At 74.1% G+C, this 16,555-nt stretch carries 14 protein-coding genes; 2 read left to right on the top strand and 12 right to left on the bottom strand.

Going from position 1 to position 16,555, the window contains the following annotated elements:
• Positions 1 to 81: 81 nt before the first annotated feature.
• The 7 genes from pheT to infC form a co-directional block, all read right to left on the bottom strand.
• On the bottom strand, positions 82 to 2,592 hold the full coding sequence (pheT, locus tag ACIRS4_RS11880; RefSeq protein WP_404193587.1) for a phenylalanine--tRNA ligase subunit beta: 2,511 nt from the start codon (positions 2,590 to 2,592) through the stop codon (positions 82 to 84).
• Complete coding sequence (gene pheS, locus ACIRS4_RS11875; RefSeq protein ID WP_404193585.1) at positions 2,592 to 3,713, bottom strand: phenylalanine--tRNA ligase subunit alpha; 1,122 nt, start codon at positions 3,711 to 3,713, stop codon at positions 2,592 to 2,594. The genes pheT and pheS overlap by 1 nt, the downstream gene beginning before the upstream one ends.
• A gap of 162 nt (positions 3,714 to 3,875) precedes the next feature.
• A complete protein-coding gene (locus ACIRS4_RS11870; protein WP_404193582.1) occupies positions 3,876 to 5,009 on the bottom strand; it encodes an ATP-binding protein in 1,134 nt (377 codons plus the stop codon).
• A 53-nt stretch (positions 5,010 to 5,062) separates the two neighbouring features.
• Positions 5,063 to 5,929: a TrmH family RNA methyltransferase gene (locus ACIRS4_RS11865; RefSeq protein WP_404193580.1), complete on the bottom strand. Its 867-nt coding sequence runs from the start codon at positions 5,927 to 5,929 to the stop codon at positions 5,063 to 5,065.
• Positions 5,930 to 6,067: 138 nt separating this feature from the next.
• Positions 6,068 to 6,451, bottom strand: coding sequence for a 50S ribosomal protein L20 (gene rplT / locus ACIRS4_RS11860; protein WP_007495403.1), 384 nt, complete (start codon positions 6,449 to 6,451; stop codon positions 6,068 to 6,070).
• Positions 6,452 to 6,555: 104 nt separating this feature from the next.
• Entirely contained in the window at positions 6,556 to 6,750 is a 195-nt protein-coding gene (gene rpmI / locus ACIRS4_RS11855) for a 50S ribosomal protein L35 (RefSeq protein ID WP_004933563.1), read from the bottom strand.
• Positions 6,751 to 6,861: 111 nt separating this feature from the next.
• Complete coding sequence (gene infC / locus ACIRS4_RS11850; protein WP_404194023.1) at positions 6,862 to 7,533, bottom strand: translation initiation factor IF-3; 672 nt, start codon at positions 7,531 to 7,533, stop codon at positions 6,862 to 6,864.
• Between the two features lie 420 nt (positions 7,534 to 7,953).
• On the opposite strand from infC, the gene ACIRS4_RS11845 reads away from it, so the two are divergent.
• The gene (locus ACIRS4_RS11845) at positions 7,954 to 8,334 is read left to right on the top strand and encodes a DUF1844 domain-containing protein (RefSeq protein WP_389040338.1); all 381 of its coding nucleotides are present in this window, start codon (positions 7,954 to 7,956) and stop codon (positions 8,332 to 8,334) included.
• Positions 8,335 to 8,352: 18 nt separating this feature from the next.
• On the opposite strand, the gene ACIRS4_RS11840 is transcribed toward ACIRS4_RS11845, so the two are convergent.
• The 3 genes from ACIRS4_RS11840 to ACIRS4_RS11830 form a co-directional block, all read right to left on the bottom strand.
• Positions 8,353 to 9,084 (bottom strand): SseB family protein, encoded by a 732-nt coding sequence (locus tag ACIRS4_RS11840; protein ID WP_404193577.1) that lies wholly within the window; start codon positions 9,082 to 9,084, stop codon positions 8,353 to 8,355.
• A 135-nt stretch (positions 9,085 to 9,219) separates the two neighbouring features.
• The gene (gene mycP, locus ACIRS4_RS11835) at positions 9,220 to 10,440 is read right to left on the bottom strand and encodes a type VII secretion-associated serine protease mycosin (protein ID WP_404193575.1); all 1,221 of its coding nucleotides are present in this window, start codon (positions 10,438 to 10,440) and stop codon (positions 9,220 to 9,222) included.
• Positions 10,437 to 12,341: a hypothetical protein gene (locus ACIRS4_RS11830; RefSeq protein WP_404193572.1), complete on the bottom strand. Its 1,905-nt coding sequence runs from the start codon at positions 12,339 to 12,341 to the stop codon at positions 10,437 to 10,439. Before ACIRS4_RS11830 ends, mycP begins: the two co-directional genes overlap by 4 nt.
• Before the next feature lie 836 nt (positions 12,342 to 13,177).
• Here ACIRS4_RS11830 and ACIRS4_RS11825 point away from each other — a divergent pair.
• Complete coding sequence (locus ACIRS4_RS11825; RefSeq protein WP_404193569.1) at positions 13,178 to 14,380, top strand: amino acid deaminase/aldolase; 1,203 nt, start codon at positions 13,178 to 13,180, stop codon at positions 14,378 to 14,380.
• Between the two features lie 7 nt (positions 14,381 to 14,387).
• Here ACIRS4_RS11825 and ACIRS4_RS11820 read toward each other — a convergent pair whose 3' ends face one another.
• Complete coding sequence (locus tag ACIRS4_RS11820; protein WP_404193566.1) at positions 14,388 to 15,179, bottom strand: 3-oxoacyl-ACP reductase; 792 nt, start codon at positions 15,177 to 15,179, stop codon at positions 14,388 to 14,390.
• Positions 15,176 to 16,555: an aldehyde dehydrogenase family protein gene (locus ACIRS4_RS11815; protein WP_404193564.1), complete on the bottom strand. Its 1,380-nt coding sequence runs from the start codon at positions 16,553 to 16,555 to the stop codon at positions 15,176 to 15,178. Before ACIRS4_RS11815 ends, ACIRS4_RS11820 begins: the two co-directional genes overlap by 4 nt.

Genomic DNA, 16,555 nt, shown 5'->3' with positions numbered 1-16,555 from the left:
TGCTGGGGCGCAGCCCCATGCCCCAAGGGGCGCGGGGAACTGCGCGACCAGCCACGACCCAGCGGCAGCCGGCGACGGACCTCAGCCCCGCAGAACCGCCCCCGTCCGCTCGCCCGCCAGGGCGACCGCCGCGTCGCGGGCGGCCGACGCCTCGTCCACCGTCAGCGTCCGGTCCCCCGCGCGGAAGCGCAGCGCGTAGGCCAGGGACTTGCGTCCCTCGCCCAGCTGCTCCGCGTTCTCGTACACGTCGAACAGGCGGATGTTCTCCAGCAGTTCGCCCGCGCCCTCGCGCAGCGCCGCCTCGACGTCGGCGTGCGGGACGAACCGGTCGACGACGAGGGCGACGTCCTGCGTGGCGACGGGGAACGAGGAGATGCTCGGCGCCTGGGGCGTGTCGTCGCCGACCTGCTCCAGGACGTCGAGGTTCAGCTCCATGGCGGACGTGCGGGCGGGCAGACCGAGGGCCTTCAGCACCCGCGGGTGCAGTTCGCCCGCGTGTCCGACGACGCGCTCGGCGCCGTCGACGACGACGGCGAGCTCGGCGCACCGGCCCGGGTGCCACGGCCCGTACTGGCCGCCGCGCACGATCAGGTCGGCGCCGGCCTCACGGGCGACGGCCCGGGCGGCCTCGACGGCGTCGGCCCAGTCGGCCGGGCGGCCCTTGCCCCACCAGCCGGCCTGCTCGCGGGCGCCCGCGAGGACGACGGCGACATGGCGCGGCTGCTCCGGCAGCGCGGCGTCGAGCGCGGCGATCTCCGCCTCGGTCGGCCGCCGGTCGACCGGCAGGCGAACCGCGGCCGGCCGCTCCTCGCGGGGGAGGAAGACGAGCCCGGTCTCGAACAGCGCGAGGTCGTGGCTGCCCCGGCCGTCGTTGCGGCGCAGCGCGGCCAGCAGGCCGGGCAGCAAGGTGGTGCGGAGCGCGGGCTCCTCGTCGTTGAGCGGGTTGACCAGCTTGACGACGCGGCGGGCCGGGTCGTCGGCGGCCAGTGCGAGCTGGTCGAAGACCTGCTCGCCGACGAACGGGTAGTTCGGCGCCTCGACGTACCCGGCGCCGGCCAGGGCCCGGCCGACGCGGCGGTGCAGCCGCTGCCGGTGGGTCAGACCGCGGCCCGAGGGGGGCTTGGGCAGCGTGGAGGGCAGGTTCTCGTACCCCTCCAGCCGGATGACCTCCTCGGCGAGGTCGTTGGCCTCGAGCAGGTCGGGCCGCCAGGACGGCACGCTGACGACCAGCTCGTCCTGCCCCTGCACATGGCAGCCGATCTCCTGGAGCCGGCGTACGACGGTCTCGCGGCCGTAGGCGACGCCCGCGACCTTGTCCGGGTGGTCGGCCGGGGCGGTCACGGTGTGCGGCGCGGACGGCGCGACGACCTCGGTGACGCCGGCTTCGGCGGTGCCGCCCGCGAGGAGCACGAGCAGGTCGACGGTGCGCTGGGCGGCGGCGGCCGCGGCCTGCGGGTCGACGCCGCGCTCGAAGCGGCGCGAGGCCTCGGAGGACAGCTTGTGCCGGCGGGCCGTACGGGCGACGGAGACCGCGTCGAAGTGGGCGGCCTCGATGACGACGGCGGTGGTGCCGGCGTCCGCCTCGTGGTCGGCGATCTCGGTGTCGGCGCCGCCCATGACGCCGGCGAGGCCGATCGGGCCGCGCTCGTCGGTGATCACCAGGTCCTCGGCGTGCAGGGTGCGGGTGACGCCGTCGAGGGTGACGATCTTCTCGCCCTCCGCGGCCCGGCGCACGCCGATCGTCCCCTGGACGAGGGTGCGGTCGTAGGCGTGCAGGGGCTGGCCCAGCTCCATCATCACGTAGTTGGTGACGTCGACGGCGAGCGAGATCGGGCGCATGCCGACCTTCTGGAGCCGGCGGCGGAGCCAGATCGGGGAGCGCGCCTCGGGGCTGAGGTCGGTGACCGTGCGGGCGGTGAAGCGGTCGCAGCCGACCGGGTCGGAGACCTGGACGGGGTAGCCGAAGGCGTTCGGGGCGGGCACGTCGATGAGGGCGGGGTCGCGCAGCGGCAGCCGGTAGGCGATGGCGGTCTCGCGGGCGACGCCGCGGATCGACAGGCAGTCGCCGCGGTTGGCGGTGACGGCGATGTCGAGGACCTCGTCGACCAGTTCGAGCAGCTCGATGGCGTCCTTGCCGACCTCGGTCTCCGGCGGCAGCACGATGATGCCGTGGGTGCCGTCGTCGCCCATGCCCAGCTCGTCGCCGGAGCAGATCATGCCGTGGGAGGTCTTGCCGTAGGTCTTGCGCGCGGAGATCGAGAAGCCGCCGGGCAGGGTGGCGCCGGGCAGGACGACCACGACCTTGTCGCCGACGGCGAAGTTGCGGGCGCCGCAGACGATCTCCTGGGGCTCGCCCGTGCCGTTGGCCTGGCCGACGTCGACCGTGCAGAAGCGGATCGGCTTCTTGAAGCCCTCCAGCTCCTCGATGGTCAGCACCTGGCCGACGACCAGCGGGCCCTTGAGGTCGGCGCCGAGGTGCTCGACGGTCTCCACCTCGAGGCCGGCCGAAATGAGCTTGGCCTGGACGTCACGGCCGGTCTCGGTGGCCGGCAGGTCGACGTACTCCCGCAGCCAAGAAAGCGGGACCCGCATCAGATCTCCATCCCGAACGGCCGGGTGAACCGGACGTCACCCTCGACCATGTCTCGCATGTCTTCGACGTTGTGGCGGAACATCAGCATCCGCTCGATGCCGAACCCGAAGGCGAACCCGCTGTACCTCTCCGGGTCGACGCCGCAGGCGGTCAGCACCTTGGGGTTGACCATGCCGCAGCCGCCGAGCTCGATCCAGCCCTCGGAGGAGCAGGTGCGGCAGGGGCGGTCGGGGTTGCCGACGGACTCGCCGCGGCAGACGTAGCACACCATGTCCATCTCGGCGGACGGCTCGGTGAAGGGGAAGAAGTTGGGCCGCAGCCGGGTCTTCATGCCTTCGCCGAACAGCGCCTGGACCATGTGGTCGAGGGTGCCCTTCAGGTCGGCCATGGTCAGGCCCTCGTCGACGGCGAGCAGCTCGACCTGGTGGAAGACGGGGGTGTGCGTGGCGTCCAGCTCGTCGGTGCGGTACACGCGGCCGGGGCAGATCACGTAGACCGGCAGCTCGCGCTGGAGCAGGGAGCGGATCTGAACGGGGGAGGTGTGGGTGCGCAGAACGACACCGCTGTCGCCGCCGCCGTCGGGGGCCTGCACGAAGAACGTGTCGGCCTCGCCGCGGGCCGGGTGGTCCGGGCCGATGTTGAGGGCGTCGAAGTTGAACCACTCGCCCTCGGCCTGCGGGCCCTCGGCGACCTCGTAGCCCATGGCCACGAAGACGTCCTCGATGCGCTCGGACAGCGTGGTGAGCGGATGGCGGGCGCCGGCCGGGACGCGGTCGTGGGGCAGCGTGACGTCCACGGCCTCCTCGACCAGCACGCGCGCGTCGCGCTCGTCCTCCAGCTCCGCCTGGCGGCCGGCGAGGGCCTTGTTCACGGCGCCGCGGGCCTGGCCGACGAGCTTGCCTGCGGCGGCCTTCGCCTGTGGGGGCAGCGCGCCGATCTCGCGGTTGGCCAGGGCCAGCGGGGAGGCGCCGCCGGTGTGGGCGACCTTGGCCTCCTGGAGCGCGTCGAGGGAGTCCGCGGCGGCGAAGGCGGCGAGCGCCTCGTCCCGCATGCGCTCGATCTCTTCCGGTTTCAACGCCTCGACCTCGACAGGGTCGTACGACTTATTCGGTGCCGACATCTCTTCCCGTGCTTCCGATTGGCTGGCTGAAGGTCCCCGTGACCGGCTCGTGGGTCCGTCGTGCGTGGGACACAGAGGTGCCAAAGGCCGAGTCTAACGGGGTGGGGGTGGACGAACGCGCCCGCGGGCCGCTCAGACGTCTCTCCGGGGTCCGGGACCGGGTCAGGAGAGGTAGGCCGGAGCGCTCACGGGCAAGGTAAATCGGAACTCCGCGCCGCCGCCGGCGGCGCGGCCGACGGTGATGACGCCGCCGTGGGCCTCGACGATGCCTTTGACGATGTACAGCCCGAGGCCTGTGCCGCCGCGCTTGCTGCCCCGCCAGAAGCGGGTGAAGACGCGGTTCATGGACTCCTCCGGGATGCCGGCGCCCTCGTCGCTCACGGTGACCGACGTGCCGGCGTCCTCCCCCTCACGGGGGGACGGGGCGGGCGTGACGTCAATGGTGACGGTTCCCTCTCCGTGCCGCACCGCATTTTCGATGAGGTTGCTGAGCACCTGGTCGACCTTGTCGGGGTCGGCCCACAGGTCGGGCAGCGGCTGCTCGACGCGCAGCAGGAACCGGTCGGCGGGCTGGCCCGCGGCCACGTAGGCCTGGATGTGGCGGCCGACGGCGGCGCCCATGTCGACGGGCTGGCGGCGCACCTCCAGCCGGCCCGAGTCGATGCGGGAGATGTCGAGCAGTTCGGCGATGAGCCGGGTGACGCGGTCGGCGTCGGCGTCGACCGTCTCCAGCATCAGCCGCTTCTGGTCGTCGGTGAACCGTGCCCACTTGGCGAGGAGGGTGGCGGTGAAGCCCTTCACGGAGGTGAGCGGGGAGCGCAGTTCGTGGGCCACGGTCGCTATCAGCTCGGCGTGGCTGCGCTCGGTGCGGCGGCGCGCCTCGGTGTCGCGCAGGGAGACGACGACGCGGCGCACGGGGCCGGTGGGTTCGCTGCGCACGTACCGGGCGGAGACGAGGACCTCGCGCCCGCCGGGCAGCAGCAGGTTGCGTTCGGGCTGGCGCACCCGGATGGCGAGCCCGCCGTACGGGTCGGTCAGCGCCCACCAGCGGCGGCCTTCGAGGTCCTCCAGCGGCAGGGCCTTCTCCAGCCGGCTGCCGAGGGCGTCCTCGGCGGACAGGGCGGTGATGCGTTCGGCGGCGGCGTTGAAGCAGACGACGTGACCGTGCTCGTCGGCGACGACCAGTCCGTCGGGCAGGTCGTCGGGGTCGACGCCGGCGGCGTCATCGGGCGACGGGGACGCGTCGGCGTGCGGCACGGCCCCTGCTTCCCGTGTGCTGCTCATGCCGACGCTCATTCCCCTTACCCCACCTCTCAGACGGCTGAGGGGCCCCCGAGCTGGTCACCCTACTAGGTGGAACTGACGGTGCGGCAGCCTTCAAAGGTGCGCTGGGCGCGGGCCGACGCGTAGAGACATACGGCCGCCGCGGTGGCGAGGTTCAGGCTCTCGGCCTTGCCGTGGATGGGAACGCGGACGACGGCGTCGGCGAGGGCGCGGGTCTCCTCCGGCAGACCCCAGGCCTCGTTGCCGAACACCCATGCGGTCGGTCCGCCCATGGCGCCCTTGTCGAGCTCCTCGTCCAGGTCGTGCGCGCCGGCCCCGTCCGCGGCGAGGATGCGCACCCCGGCGTCCCGGAGCCCGGCCACGGCCCTGTCGACGGGGACGCCGACGGCGACGGGCAGGTGGAACAGCGAGCCCACGGAGGCCCGTACGGCCTTGGGGTTGTACAGGTCGACGGAGGCGTCGGTGAGGACGACGGCCTCGGCGCCGGCGGCGTCGGCGCAGCGCAGGACGGTGCCGGCGTTGCCGGGGTCGCGGACGTTCGCGAGGACGGCGACGAGTTTGGGGCGGGCGGCGAGGATGTCCTCGAACGGCGTGTCCAGGAACCGGCAGACGCCGACGAGGCCCTGCGGGGTGACGGTGGTGGAGATGTCCTCGATCACCTGCTCGTCGGCGAGGTGGACGCGGGCGCCGGCGGCGCGTGCCTCGCCGATGATGTCCGCGTAGCGCTCCGCGGCCTCGACGGTGGCGAAGAGTTCGACGAGCGTCGCGTCGGCGGCGCCTTGGGTGCGGTGTGCGGCGGCCTCCCGTACGGCCTGCGGTCCCTCCGCCAGGAACAGCCGCTCCTTGCCCCGGAAGTTCCGCCGGGCGAGACGCCTCGCGGCCGAGACGCGGGGGGAACGGGGAGAGATGAGGTCGGGGGTGGCGGGGGGCATCGGGGCACCTTCGGTGGGAGGCGGGACACGTGGACGGATCTCTTCCCCCGCCGGGGTGAGGACGGGGCCGAGGAAGCAGTCGGACCCGCAGGCCAGGGGCCTGCGGGTCCGGTCACGTCGGCTGGAGCCGGCGCAGCGTCACGCCGCCTTCGGGGCGTTGACGTCGCTCGGCAGCGCCTTCTGCGCGACCTCGACGAGCGCGGCGAAGGCGCCGGCGTCGTTCACGGCCAGCTCGGCCAGGATCTTGCGGTCGACCTCGACGTTCGCGGCCTTCAGACCCTGGATGAAGCGGTTGTACGTGATGCCGTTGGCGCGGGCAGCGGCGTTGATGCGCTGGATCCACAGCTGACGGAAGTCGCCCTTGCGCTTCTTGCGGTCGTTGTAGTTGTAGACCAGCGAGTGGGTGACCTGCTCCTTGGCCTTGCGGTACAGGCGCGAACGCTGACCGCGGTAGCCGGAGGCCGCCTCGAGGATCGCCCGGCGCTTCTTGTGGGCGTTGACTGCCCGCTTGACGCGTGCCACTTGTTTGACTCCTTGTAGCGGGGCCGTGGTTGGACTCACACGACCCGGTAATCGACTGGGTCCCGGTCAGAGATCAGGCGCGGGGAGAAGATCCGCGCCCGACGTCACTTGCCGAGAAGCTTCTTGATCTTCGCGGCGTCGCCCGGGGCCATCTCGGCGTTGCCGGTGAGGCGACGCGTCACGCGGGACGACTTGTGCTCGAGCAGGTGGCGCTTGCCGGCGCGCTCACGGAGCACCTTGCCGGAGCCGGTGACCTTGAAGCGCTTGCTGGCACCGCTGTGCGACTTGTTCTTCGGCATAGCGCCGTTCTCTCCTCGTCGATGGCGCTCCGGTGCCCGGTCGTCACAACCGGGCACGGGTGGAGCGTCGCTCTTGTTTCGGTTACGTCCTCAGGACCGCTGTCCCTCGGATCACGCCTCGGCGGAAGCCTCGGCAGGGGCCTCTGCAGGAACCTCGGCGGGAGCCTCGTCGTGCATGGCGTCCGCGGCGTTCTGCGAGCGGCCGGGGTTGGCCTTCGCGTCTGCCTTGCGGGCTTCCTGTGCCTGACGGGCCTCGGCCATCGCCTCGGTCTTCTTCTTGTGCGGACCGAGAACCATGATCATGTTTCGGCCGTCCTGCTTGGGGTTCGACTCGACGAACCCGAGCTCCTGGACGTCCTCCGCGAGACGCTGCAGCAGTCGGTAGCCCAGCTCGGGCCGGGACTGCTCACGACCGCGGAACATGATCGTGATCTTGACCTTGTCGCCCTGCTTGAGGAACCGGACGACGTGACCCTTCTTGGTGTCGTAGTCGTGCGGGTCGATCTTCGGCCGGAGCTTCATCTCCTTGATGACCGTGTGCGCCTGGTTCTTGCGCGCCTCACGGGCCTTCATGGCCGACTCGTACTTGAACTTCCCGTAGTCCATGAGCTTGCAGACCGGCGGGCGGGCGTTCGCCGCGACCTCGACCAGGTCCAGGTCGTACTCCTGCGCAAGCTCCAGTGCCTTGGCCAGGGGGACGATGCCCACCTGCTCGCCACTGGGACCGACAAGTCGCACCTCGGGAACGCGAATCCGGTCGTTGATGCGGGGCTCGGCGCTGATGGATCCTCCTCGGTAGCACCACGCGAGCGTCTGGCGGACGGCCGCGTAACGTCTGTGTTCGATAGACCTATAACCACGCCGAAACACAAAAAATGCCCCGGACGATCACAGGCGGGGCTCCAAGCACTACCGGAGCACCGCCGCGAGGATCGCGGGGCGCACTACCGGGCGACTCCATCGTCCGTACGGAACGATGGCGGCCGCCTGACCGGGGTGACCCGCCGCCCTGGGGACAGTCGGGTGGGAGCTCGGAGTCTCCACTTGTGGGCCGGGCCCGCCTGCTGAGGGGCACGCGTGTCCGACCGGTCGTTACACGAGATTAGCAGGTCGAGAAGGCGCGCGCGAATCAGGTCTCTGTCGCCCCGCGCTGTCAAGAGGGCGCTGTCGGCGCGGCGTGTCGCTGGCCCTATCGTGTGAGGCATGAGTGAGACCCCCTCCCCGGGCGCCCCCGAGACCCCCGGCGCCGCCGGCTTCGACGACATGACCCGCGACATCGCCGAGGTGCCGGCGGTCGAGGTCATCGTGACGGTCGCCGTCAACCTGATGAGCGCCGCCGCGGTGAAGCTCGGCCTGACGGAGGAGGGCGACAAGTACAAGGACCTCGACGAGGCCCGCAAGCTGGTGCACGCCCTCGCCGGCCTCCTCGACGCGTCCGCGACCGAGATCAGCTCCTTCCACGCGGCCCCGCTGCGCGACGGCCTGAAGTCGCTGCAGCTGGCGTTCCGCGAGGCGTCGATCGTCCCGGACGAGCCGGGCCAGGGCCCGGGCGAGAAGTACACCGGGGCGGTCTACGGGAAGTAGTCCGCGGCCGCCGTCAGCTCAGCCGCGGACATAGAGGGGCTCGCCCGGAGGCGTCGTCCCGGCCGGCAGCAGTGCCAGGTCGAGGCCGCGCACCAGGCGGGCCCTCAGCGTTTCGTCGGCGGCGAGGCGCCGGGCCACCGACCGGGCGGCCTCGGCGGGGGCGGAGGCCGGGTCCAGGACGAGGGCCAGGGTGCCGTCGGCCTGCCCGGGCCCGAGGTGGGCGCGCAGCACGGCGGGCTCGGCGGCCACGACGGCGCGCACCGCGTCGAGGACCGCCGGGTCGGCGAGCGGGTCGGTCGTGGTGCGGCCCTCGGCGAGGGCGAGCAGCGCCGGTCCGGTCAGTTCGAAGGGGACCGGTCCCGCCAGATCGAGGACGACCGTGTCGGCCTTCTCGTGCGCTGCGGCCTGCAGGGCCTGGTGCAGCGGTACGGCGACGGGGCGGGCCTCGGGGTCCCAGCGGGCGAGGGACTCGGTGGAGGTGAACGCGGGCAGGGCGACGCGGGCGCCCGCCTTCAGGGTGGGGACGGCCATGTCGCTGGTCTTCTCGCGGCGCAGCCCGTTCTCGTCCTCCTCGACCTCCCCGAGCACGGCCACGACGGGCACGAGCAGCCGGGCGCCCTTGAGCGCTTCGAGGACCGGGCCGACGGCGGCGCGGTCCTGGGCCCACGCGGCGAGGGCCGCGCTCAGTGCGGGGTCGGCGGAGCCGTCGTCGTCGGAGTAGCCGGGGTCGGGGATGTTCTTGTTCGCCACGGTCACCGACCCTATCGGGGGACGGCCACCGGCCCGGTGCGGGGCCCGAGGCGCGGGCGCGCACCGCTTCCACAGGGTTCTGCGGCGGTGTCGGCGTCCACGCCCGCCTGAAGGCCGCCCCCGCCCCGGGACGTCCTAGAGGACCTCGTACCGCTCTCGCGGGAGGACGTCGCAGGCGTCCTGCCGTTCCTCCTCGCGGCGGCCGCGCCACAGGACGACCGCGGCGACCAGCAGCAGGCCCCCGGCGCCGCCGGCGAGCGGGGCGGCCCAGCCGGACGTGGACTCCTCGGCCTTCTCCGCGTCGGGGCCGGGACCGAAGTAGGTGTCGCCGTGGGACGCGGCCCGCAGCCCTTCGGGCTTGAGCGCGCCGGCGGCCTTGATCGCGGCGGCCGGGTCGATGAACCCGAAGCCGCGGGAGTCGTCCCGGCCGCCGGTGGGGGCGTTGCGGGCGGTGTCCTCCAGCAGCTTCTTGATCTGCGCCGGGGTCAGTCCGGGGTGGGCGGCCTTGAGGAGGGCGACGGCGCCGGAGACGAAGGCCGCCGCGGCGGAGGTGCCCCAGCCCTGGTAGTAGCGGTGGTCCGGGTCGGCGATCACGACGTCCACGCCGGGCGCGCTGACCGTTGCGTACCAGCGGCGGGTGGAGAAGGAGGCGCGGGTGCCGTAGCGGTCGACGGCGGTCGCGGCGATGACGCCCGGGTAGGCGGCCGGGTAGGAGATGTGGTCGCCCTTGTCGCCGCCGTTGCCGGCCGAGGCGACGACCACGGAGCCCTTCTTCAGGGCGTACTGGACGGCCTCGTCCTCGGACGGTTCGGGGTGGGCGGAGGCGGAGTCGTCGCCGAGGGAGAGATTGATGACGTCGGCGCCCTGGTCGGCGGCCCAGCGGATGCCTTCGGCGAGAGCGTTGCCGCGGGTGTTGCGGGCCTTGGTGCGGGCCGCGTCGCGGTCCTCCAGGATCACGCGGACGGGGAGGATCTTGGCCTCGGGGGCGATGCCCATGACGCCGTCCTCACCCCCGGGGCCGTGTCCGTGGCCCGCGATGATGCTGGCCATCGCGGTGCCGTGGCGGGCCCAGACGGCGTCGCCGCGACGCGCGCCGAAGCCGACGAGGTCCTTGCCGGTGAGGACGTTCCCGGCGAGGTCGGGGTGCTCGCCGTCGACGCCGGTGTCCAGGACGGCGACGGTGATGCCCGCGCCCTTGGTGGTCCGCCAGATCTGGTCGGTGTGCAGGGCCTCGAGGCCCCACTGCTGGGCGCGGATGCCGTCCGCCTGCGCGGGGGCCGCGGGCAGCAGGGCGAGCGAGGCGGCGAGCAGGCAGCACAGCAGGCCCGCCCGGGGTGTCGTCCTACGGCTGCTCATGAGGGCTGCTCCGAGGGGGCGGCGGCGGTTTTGCGCAGGCCGCGCTCGACGCGGTCGGCGAGGCCCTTCGCCTCGTTGCCCAGGCCTGCCTGGGCCGGGGCCGAGGTGGCGCCGGACGCGGCGGCCCGGGCGGCGGGCTCGGGGGTGGCGACGGTACGGCCGTCGGCCCAGCCGGAGACGGCGTAGACGACGACGGGCGCATCGGTGAGGACGGAGACCGTCCAGGAGGCGCGCTGCGCGTCGCCGAAGCCGGCGGCGACGGTGTCCGGCGGGGCGTACGTGCGGGGCATCAGGTCGGTCCGGTGGGCCAGGCCCTCCTTGTCGAACCGGGTGGCCAGCGCGCGCATGCCGGCCTGGTCGGCCTCGGTGAAGATCATGCCGACGGTGGTGACGTAGCTCTGGGTGGCGTCGACGTAGGTCGCGCGCAGCAGTCGGGAGCAGCCGACCGGGGCGAGGACCTGGAGCAGCAGCGGGTCGAGGGCGCCGGCGCAGCCGCTGTCCGGGGCGACGGCGACCCGCGTCCAGGTGCGGTCGGCGCCGCCGGGGCCCGCGCCCTGTCCGTCCACGGTGGGCGGGAACAGCTGGTCGACGGGGACGTTGTGCCACAGGCCGCCGGCGGTGGCGTACGCGCTGCGCTCTCCCGAGCCGGCGGCGTCGCCGACGAGCCAGCTGCCGGTGGCGGCGCCACCGATGAGGCCGAGTCCGAGGACGACGCAGGTGGCGGCGGCGAGGGTGCGCCCGCGGACGCGTCTGCGCCCGGCGCGCGGCGATGTGTCGCCGTACCCCTCGGGCTGTGCGAACGTCACCACCGGCCGCGTCCCGGCCCCGCCGGGCGCGGGCGCGCTCCATGAGAGGGCGGGGTCGGGGGTGGGGCCGCCGGGCGCGGGGGCGGCGGGGCGGGGGATCCGGGCGGCCGGGGCGTCGAACTCCGGCTGGTGCCCGTCCGGCACGTCGAAGTCGGGGTGCCGCACGGGGGTGGCGGGCGACCACACGCCGCCCTGTCCGGGCACGGCGGACGACAGCGCGTCCCGGGGAGCCTGGACGGGAGCGGCCGCCCAGCCTCGCGGCAGGGGGCTCCAGGCACTGCCTTCCCCGGGCGCCTGCCCGCCGTCGGCCCCTGCGGGCGGGGCGGCGGAGGGAGGGGTGCCGGGGCGTACGGGAGGCTCGGCGACAGGGGCGGCACCGGCCCACGAGGGCGTGCCGTTGCGCGGGGCGGCGGCGGGGCGAGCGGGACGGTCGCTGTGGGGGGCGGGGGCCGCCGGACGGGAGAGGCGGTCGGCGTCCGGCCGCGGGGGGCGGCCGCCTGCCGGGGTGGGGGACGAGGTGCGCGTGGAACGGTCACCGGCCGGGGCCGCTGTGCCCGGCCGGTCGGCGCCGCCGGCGGTGGGGCGTGTGCCGTCCAGGCGGGCCGGGCGGGTGACGCTCGGGCGGGCGGGGTCGCCGCCCTCGGCACGGGGTGGGCGGGCACTGTCCGCGTGGGGCTCGGCCACGTCCTGCGGGCCGAGCGGGGGGGTCGCGTCCGGGCGGGAGGAGCGCGACGGTCTCGCACCCGGGGTGCGGGCGCCCGTCGTGGCGGCTGCCGTCGACGACGGGCGGGGACTCTCCAGGCGGGCCGGGCGGGTGACGCCGGGGCGGGCGGAGCCGTCGGACCCCGGGTCGTCGGCGGGGGGCGCGTCAAAGGTGCGGAGGTCGTCCGTGCGGGCGGGGCGGATGGTCTCCAGGCGTACCGGGCGGGCGGCGGCCGGACGCGCGGGCGGAACGTCCGTCGAGCCGGGGGCGTCAGCCGAGGCGGTCCGGGACTCGGGCTTGCGTGCGGGCGGGGGCGTCCGGGTGGCGGCGCCTGAGGGGGGCGCGTCCGGGAAGCGGGCCGAGGCGGGAGGCGGCGGTGGGGACGGGGTCATGGAGTCCGTGGGCTGGGGGGCCCGCAAGTGCGGGGCGGGTGGGGCGAGTTGCTCGGGCGGAGCCTTGTGTTCCGTCGAGGGTGCGGCGTCCCCCGTCGGGGGCTTCATGGGGCCGTGGGGGCCACCCTCCGGGGGCGTGCCAGAGCGGCCGCCGATCACCGCGGGCTTCGGAACCGAGGGGGCTGAGGACGGCATCGGCGCGGGCGGCTTTCCCGGCCCGGTCGGCGCGGTGGACCGCTGCGGGGGCAGAGGCCCGGCCTCCGTTGCGGCCGAGGGCCCGGCGGCGGGCCGCTGAGGAGCCACAGGGGCCGGCGTTGTCCCGGCCGCTGTCGGGGGGCGGGTCGGGCGGGGTGGGGCTGCCGGGCGTGGCGGCGCTGTGGGGGGCGGAGGAGCGGTCGGGGGCGGGGGTGCGGTGGGCCGCGGGGGGATCGTGGCGCGGCGTGCTTCCGTGCTCATGCACCCCCCGTTTCCTCATGCCCGGGCCGTCGTTCTCCCGCTCGGGCCGTCGTCACGTCCGCTCGGACCGTCGTACTTCCGCTCGGCTGCCGGTGTTCCACCCGGCCGCCGTGGTTGCGCTCAGCCGCCGTTGCTCCGCTCGGGCCCGCTTCCGTGCCCGCGCGGCCCGGCGCGTACGTGGCTGGTCCGTCCCGGGCAGGCATACCCGCACGGGCGGGCCGGCATCCCGGCACGGGTGTCCGGCCGGAGCCGTCCTTCCGTACGTGCGCGTCACTCTACGGCTAGTTGCCGCGGTAACGGGAACCAGTCGGCGACCGGCGGGGGCATCTGCCCGTATCGTCCCCCTACCCTGCGGTAATCCGGTCTGGCAGGCTGCGTTCATGACTGCGCGCGCCGCCGACCGGGCCCGATACGACCGGGCCACCGCCCATCTCCAAGCCCCTCTCGCGATCGTCGACCTGGACGCCTTCGACGCCAACGCGGACGACCTGGTCCGCCGGGCGGGCGGGAAGCCGATCCGGGTGGCCAGCAAGTCCGTCCGCTGCCGGACGCTGCTGGAGCGCGTCCTCGCCAGGGACGGCTTCGCGGGGATCATGTCGTTCACCCTGGCCGAATCCCTGTGGCTGGCGCGGTCGGGATTCGAGGACATCCTGCTCGCCTACCCCTCGGCCGACCGGACCGGCTTCGCCGAACTGGCCGGCGATCCCAAGCTCGCCGCCGCCGTGACGGTGATGGTCGACGACGTCGCGCAGCTCGACCTGATCGACGCGGCGCGGGCCGGCGGGCGCGAAACGGTGCGTGTCTGCCTGGAGTTGGACACCTCGCTGAAGCTGCTCGGCGGCCGGGTGCGGGTCGGCGCGCTGCGCTCCCCGCTGCACTCCCCCGCCCAAGTGGCCGATCTGGCGCGGGCGGTGGCCCGCCGGCCGGGTTTCCGGCTGGTGGGTGTGATGGCGTACGAGGGGCACATCGCGGGCGTCGGCGACGCGCTGGCCGGCCGGCCGCTGCGTTCGCGGGCGATCCGGCTGATGCAGGCGACCGCCCGGCGTGAACTCGCCGAGCGGCGCGCCGCGGTGGTGCGGGCGGTGCGGGCCGTGGCACCGGATCTCGAGTACGTCAACGGCGGCGGCACGGGCAGTGTGCAGCACACCGCCGCCGAGGACGCGGTCACGGAGATCGCGGCGGGCTCGGGGCTGTACGTGCCGCGGCTGTTCGACAACTACACGTCGTTCACGGGCCGTCCGGCGGCGCTGTTCGCCCAGCCCGTCGTGCGCAGACCGGGCGTCGGGGTCGTGACCGTCCTCGGCGGCGGCTACCCGGCGTCGGGCGCAGCCGGCCGCGACCGGCTGCCGGTGCCGTATCTGCCTCAGGGGCTGCGCTACGACCCGCAGGAGGGCCCGGGCGAGGTGCAGACCCCGCTGCTGGGCTCCCCGGCGGACGATCTGCTGATCGGCGACAAGGTGTGGTTCCGGCACGCGAAGGCCGGCGAGCTGTGCGAGCGGTTCGACGAGCTGCACCTGATCGAGGGCGACGAGGTGACGGCGACGGCCCCCACCTACCGGGGCGAGGGCCACACGTTCCTGTAGGGCATGCCTACACGGGCGTGACGTAGGCGCCCGCGATGCCGCCGTCGACCAGGAAGTCGGTGGCGTTGACGAAGGAGGAGTCGTCGCTGGCCAGGAAGGCGACGGCGGCGGCGATCTCCTCGGCCTCGGCGAACCGTCCGACGGGGATGTGGACGAGGCGGCGGGCCGCGCGCTCGGGGTCCTTCGCGAACAGCTCCTGCAGCAGCGGGGTGTTGACCGGGCCGGGGCACAGCGCGTTGACGCGGATGCCCTCCCGGGCGAACTGCACGCCGAGTTCACGGGACATGGCGAGGACGCCGCCCTTGGACGCGGTGTAGGAGATCTGGGAGGTCGCGGCGCCCATCCGGGCCACGAAGGACGCGGTGTTGATGATGGAGCCCCTGCCCTGGCGCCGCATGTAGGGGATGGCGGCCTTGCAGCACAGGTAGACGGAGGTGAGGTTGACCTCCTGGACGCGCTTCCAGGCCTCCAGGCCGGTCTCCAGGATGGAGTCGTCGTCGGGCGGGGAGATGCCGGCGTTGTTGAAGGCGACGTCGACGCTGCCGTAGGTGTCGTAGGCGGTCCGGAACAGGGCCTCGACCTGCTCGGGGTCGGTGACGTCGACCTTCACGAAGATCCCGCCGACCTCCTCGGCGGCGCTCTTGCCGCGGGTCTCGTCCACGTCGGCGCAGACGACGTGCGCGCCTTCGGAGGCGAGGCGGCGGGCGGCGGCGAGGCCGATGCCGCTGCCGGCTCCGGTGACGACGGCGGTACGGCCGACCAGGCGGCGGCAGGTGTGCTGTGCGGTCGATGAGCTCACTGTGCGGGGCCCTCCGTGCTGATGAAGACGTTCTTCGTTTCGGTGAAGGCGGCGAGCGCGTCCGGGCCGAGTTCACGGCCGACGCCCGACTGCTTGAAGCCGCCGAACGGGGTCGAATAGCGCACGCTGGAATGGGAGTTGACGGACAGGTTGCCCGCGCGGACGGCCTGCGAGACGCGCAGCGCGCGCCCGACGTCCCGGGTCCACAGGGAGCCGGAGAGGCCGTAGGGGGTGTCGTTGGCGAGGCGGACGGCGTCGGCCTCGTCCTCGAACGGAAGGATCACGGCGACGGGCCCGAAGACCTCCTCCACGGCCACCGGCGCGTCGGCGGGGACGCCGGTCAGGACGGTGGGCGGGAACCAGAAGCCGGGGCCCTCAGGCGCCTTGCCGCGGATGCCCTCGGCGCCGGGGTCGACGTAGCCGCGGACGCGGTCGAGTTGGGTCCGGGAGATCAGCGGGCCCATCTGGGTGTTCTCGTCGGCGGGGTCGCCGACGCGGACGGACTCCACGGCGGGGGCGAGGAGTTGCAGGAAGCGGTCGTGGACGGACCGCTGGACGAGCATGCGGGTGCGGGCGCAGCAGTCCTGGCCGCTGTTGTCGAGGAACGACATGGGGGCGGCGGCCGCGGCGGCCTCGATGTCGGCGTCGGCGAAGACGATGTTGGGGCTCTTGCCGCCGAGTTCGAGGGTGACGCGCTTGAGCAGGGCGGAGCCCTTGGCCAGCACCTGCTTGCCGACGGCCGTCGAACCGGTGAACACGATCTTGGCGACGCCGGGGTGTTCGACGAGGGCGTCACCGGCGACCGGTCCCGCACCGGGCAGCACCTGGAAGAGGTGCTCGGGCAGGCCCGCGTCCAGGGCCAGTTCGGCCAGGCGCAGCGCGGTGAGCGGGGTGGTCTCGGCGGGTTTGAGCAGCACCGCGTTGCCGGCGGCGAGGGCGGGGGCGGCGCCCCAGGCCGCGATGGGCATGGGGAAGTTCCACGGGGCGATCACGGCGACGACGCCGAGGGGTTCGAGGAACGTGACGTCGATGCCGCCGGCGACGGGGATCTGCCGGCCGGTGAGGCGTTCCACTCCGCCGGCCGCGTAGTCCAGCAGGTCGCGGACATTGCCCGCCTCCCAGCGGGCGTTGCCGAGGGTGTGTCCGGCCTCGCGGACCTCCAGCAGGGCCAGTTCCTCCAGGTGGGCGTCCACGGTGGCGGCGAACCGGCGCAGCAGCCGGGCGCGGTCGCCCGGCGGGAGCGCGGCCCACGCGCGCTGGGCCCGGGCGGCGCGGGCGACCGCCGCGTCCACGTCCTCGGCGCTCGCGGCGGGGACGCGGGCGATGACCTCCTCCGTGGCCGGGTTGAGTACCTGGAGTTCGTGCTCGTACGACAA

This window comes from Streptomyces sp. NPDC101166, from assembly GCF_044768125.1.
Taxonomy (GTDB): Bacteria; Actinomycetota; Actinomycetes; order Streptomycetales; family Streptomycetaceae; genus Streptomyces.
Note: the sequence above shows the minus strand (reverse complement) of the source record. Positions and strands in the feature narration are given on the sequence as shown.

Bases quoted from the DNA above. Each gene is read 5' to 3' on its own strand.
- pheT (WP_404193587.1), bottom strand. From the start codon at position 2,592: ATGCGGGTCCCGCTTTCTTGGCTGCGGGAGTACGTCGACCTGCCGGCC.
- pheS (WP_404193585.1), bottom strand. From the start codon at position 3,713: ATGTCGGCACCGAATAAGTCGTACGACCCTGTCGAGGTCGAGGCGTTG.
- ACIRS4_RS11870 (WP_404193582.1), bottom strand. From the start codon at position 5,009: ATGAGCGTCGGCATGAGCAGCACACGGGAAGCAGGGGCCGTGCCGCAC.
- ACIRS4_RS11865 (WP_404193580.1), bottom strand. From the start codon at position 5,929: ATGCCCCCCGCCACCCCCGACCTCATCTCTCCCCGTTCCCCCCGCGTC.
- rpmI (WP_004933563.1), bottom strand. From the start codon at position 6,750: ATGCCGAAGAACAAGTCGCACAGCGGTGCCAGCAAGCGCTTCAAGGTC.
- ACIRS4_RS11845 (WP_389040338.1), top strand. From the start codon at position 7,954: ATGAGTGAGACCCCCTCCCCGGGCGCCCCCGAGACCCCCGGCGCCGCC.
- mycP (WP_404193575.1), bottom strand. From the start codon at position 10,440: ATGAGCAGCCGTAGGACGACACCCCGGGCGGGCCTGCTGTGCTGCCTG.
- ACIRS4_RS11830 (WP_404193572.1), bottom strand. From the start codon at position 12,341: ATGACCCCGTCCCCACCGCCGCCTCCCGCCTCGGCCCGCTTCCCGGAC.
- ACIRS4_RS11825 (WP_404193569.1), top strand. From the start codon at position 13,178: ATGACTGCGCGCGCCGCCGACCGGGCCCGATACGACCGGGCCACCGCC.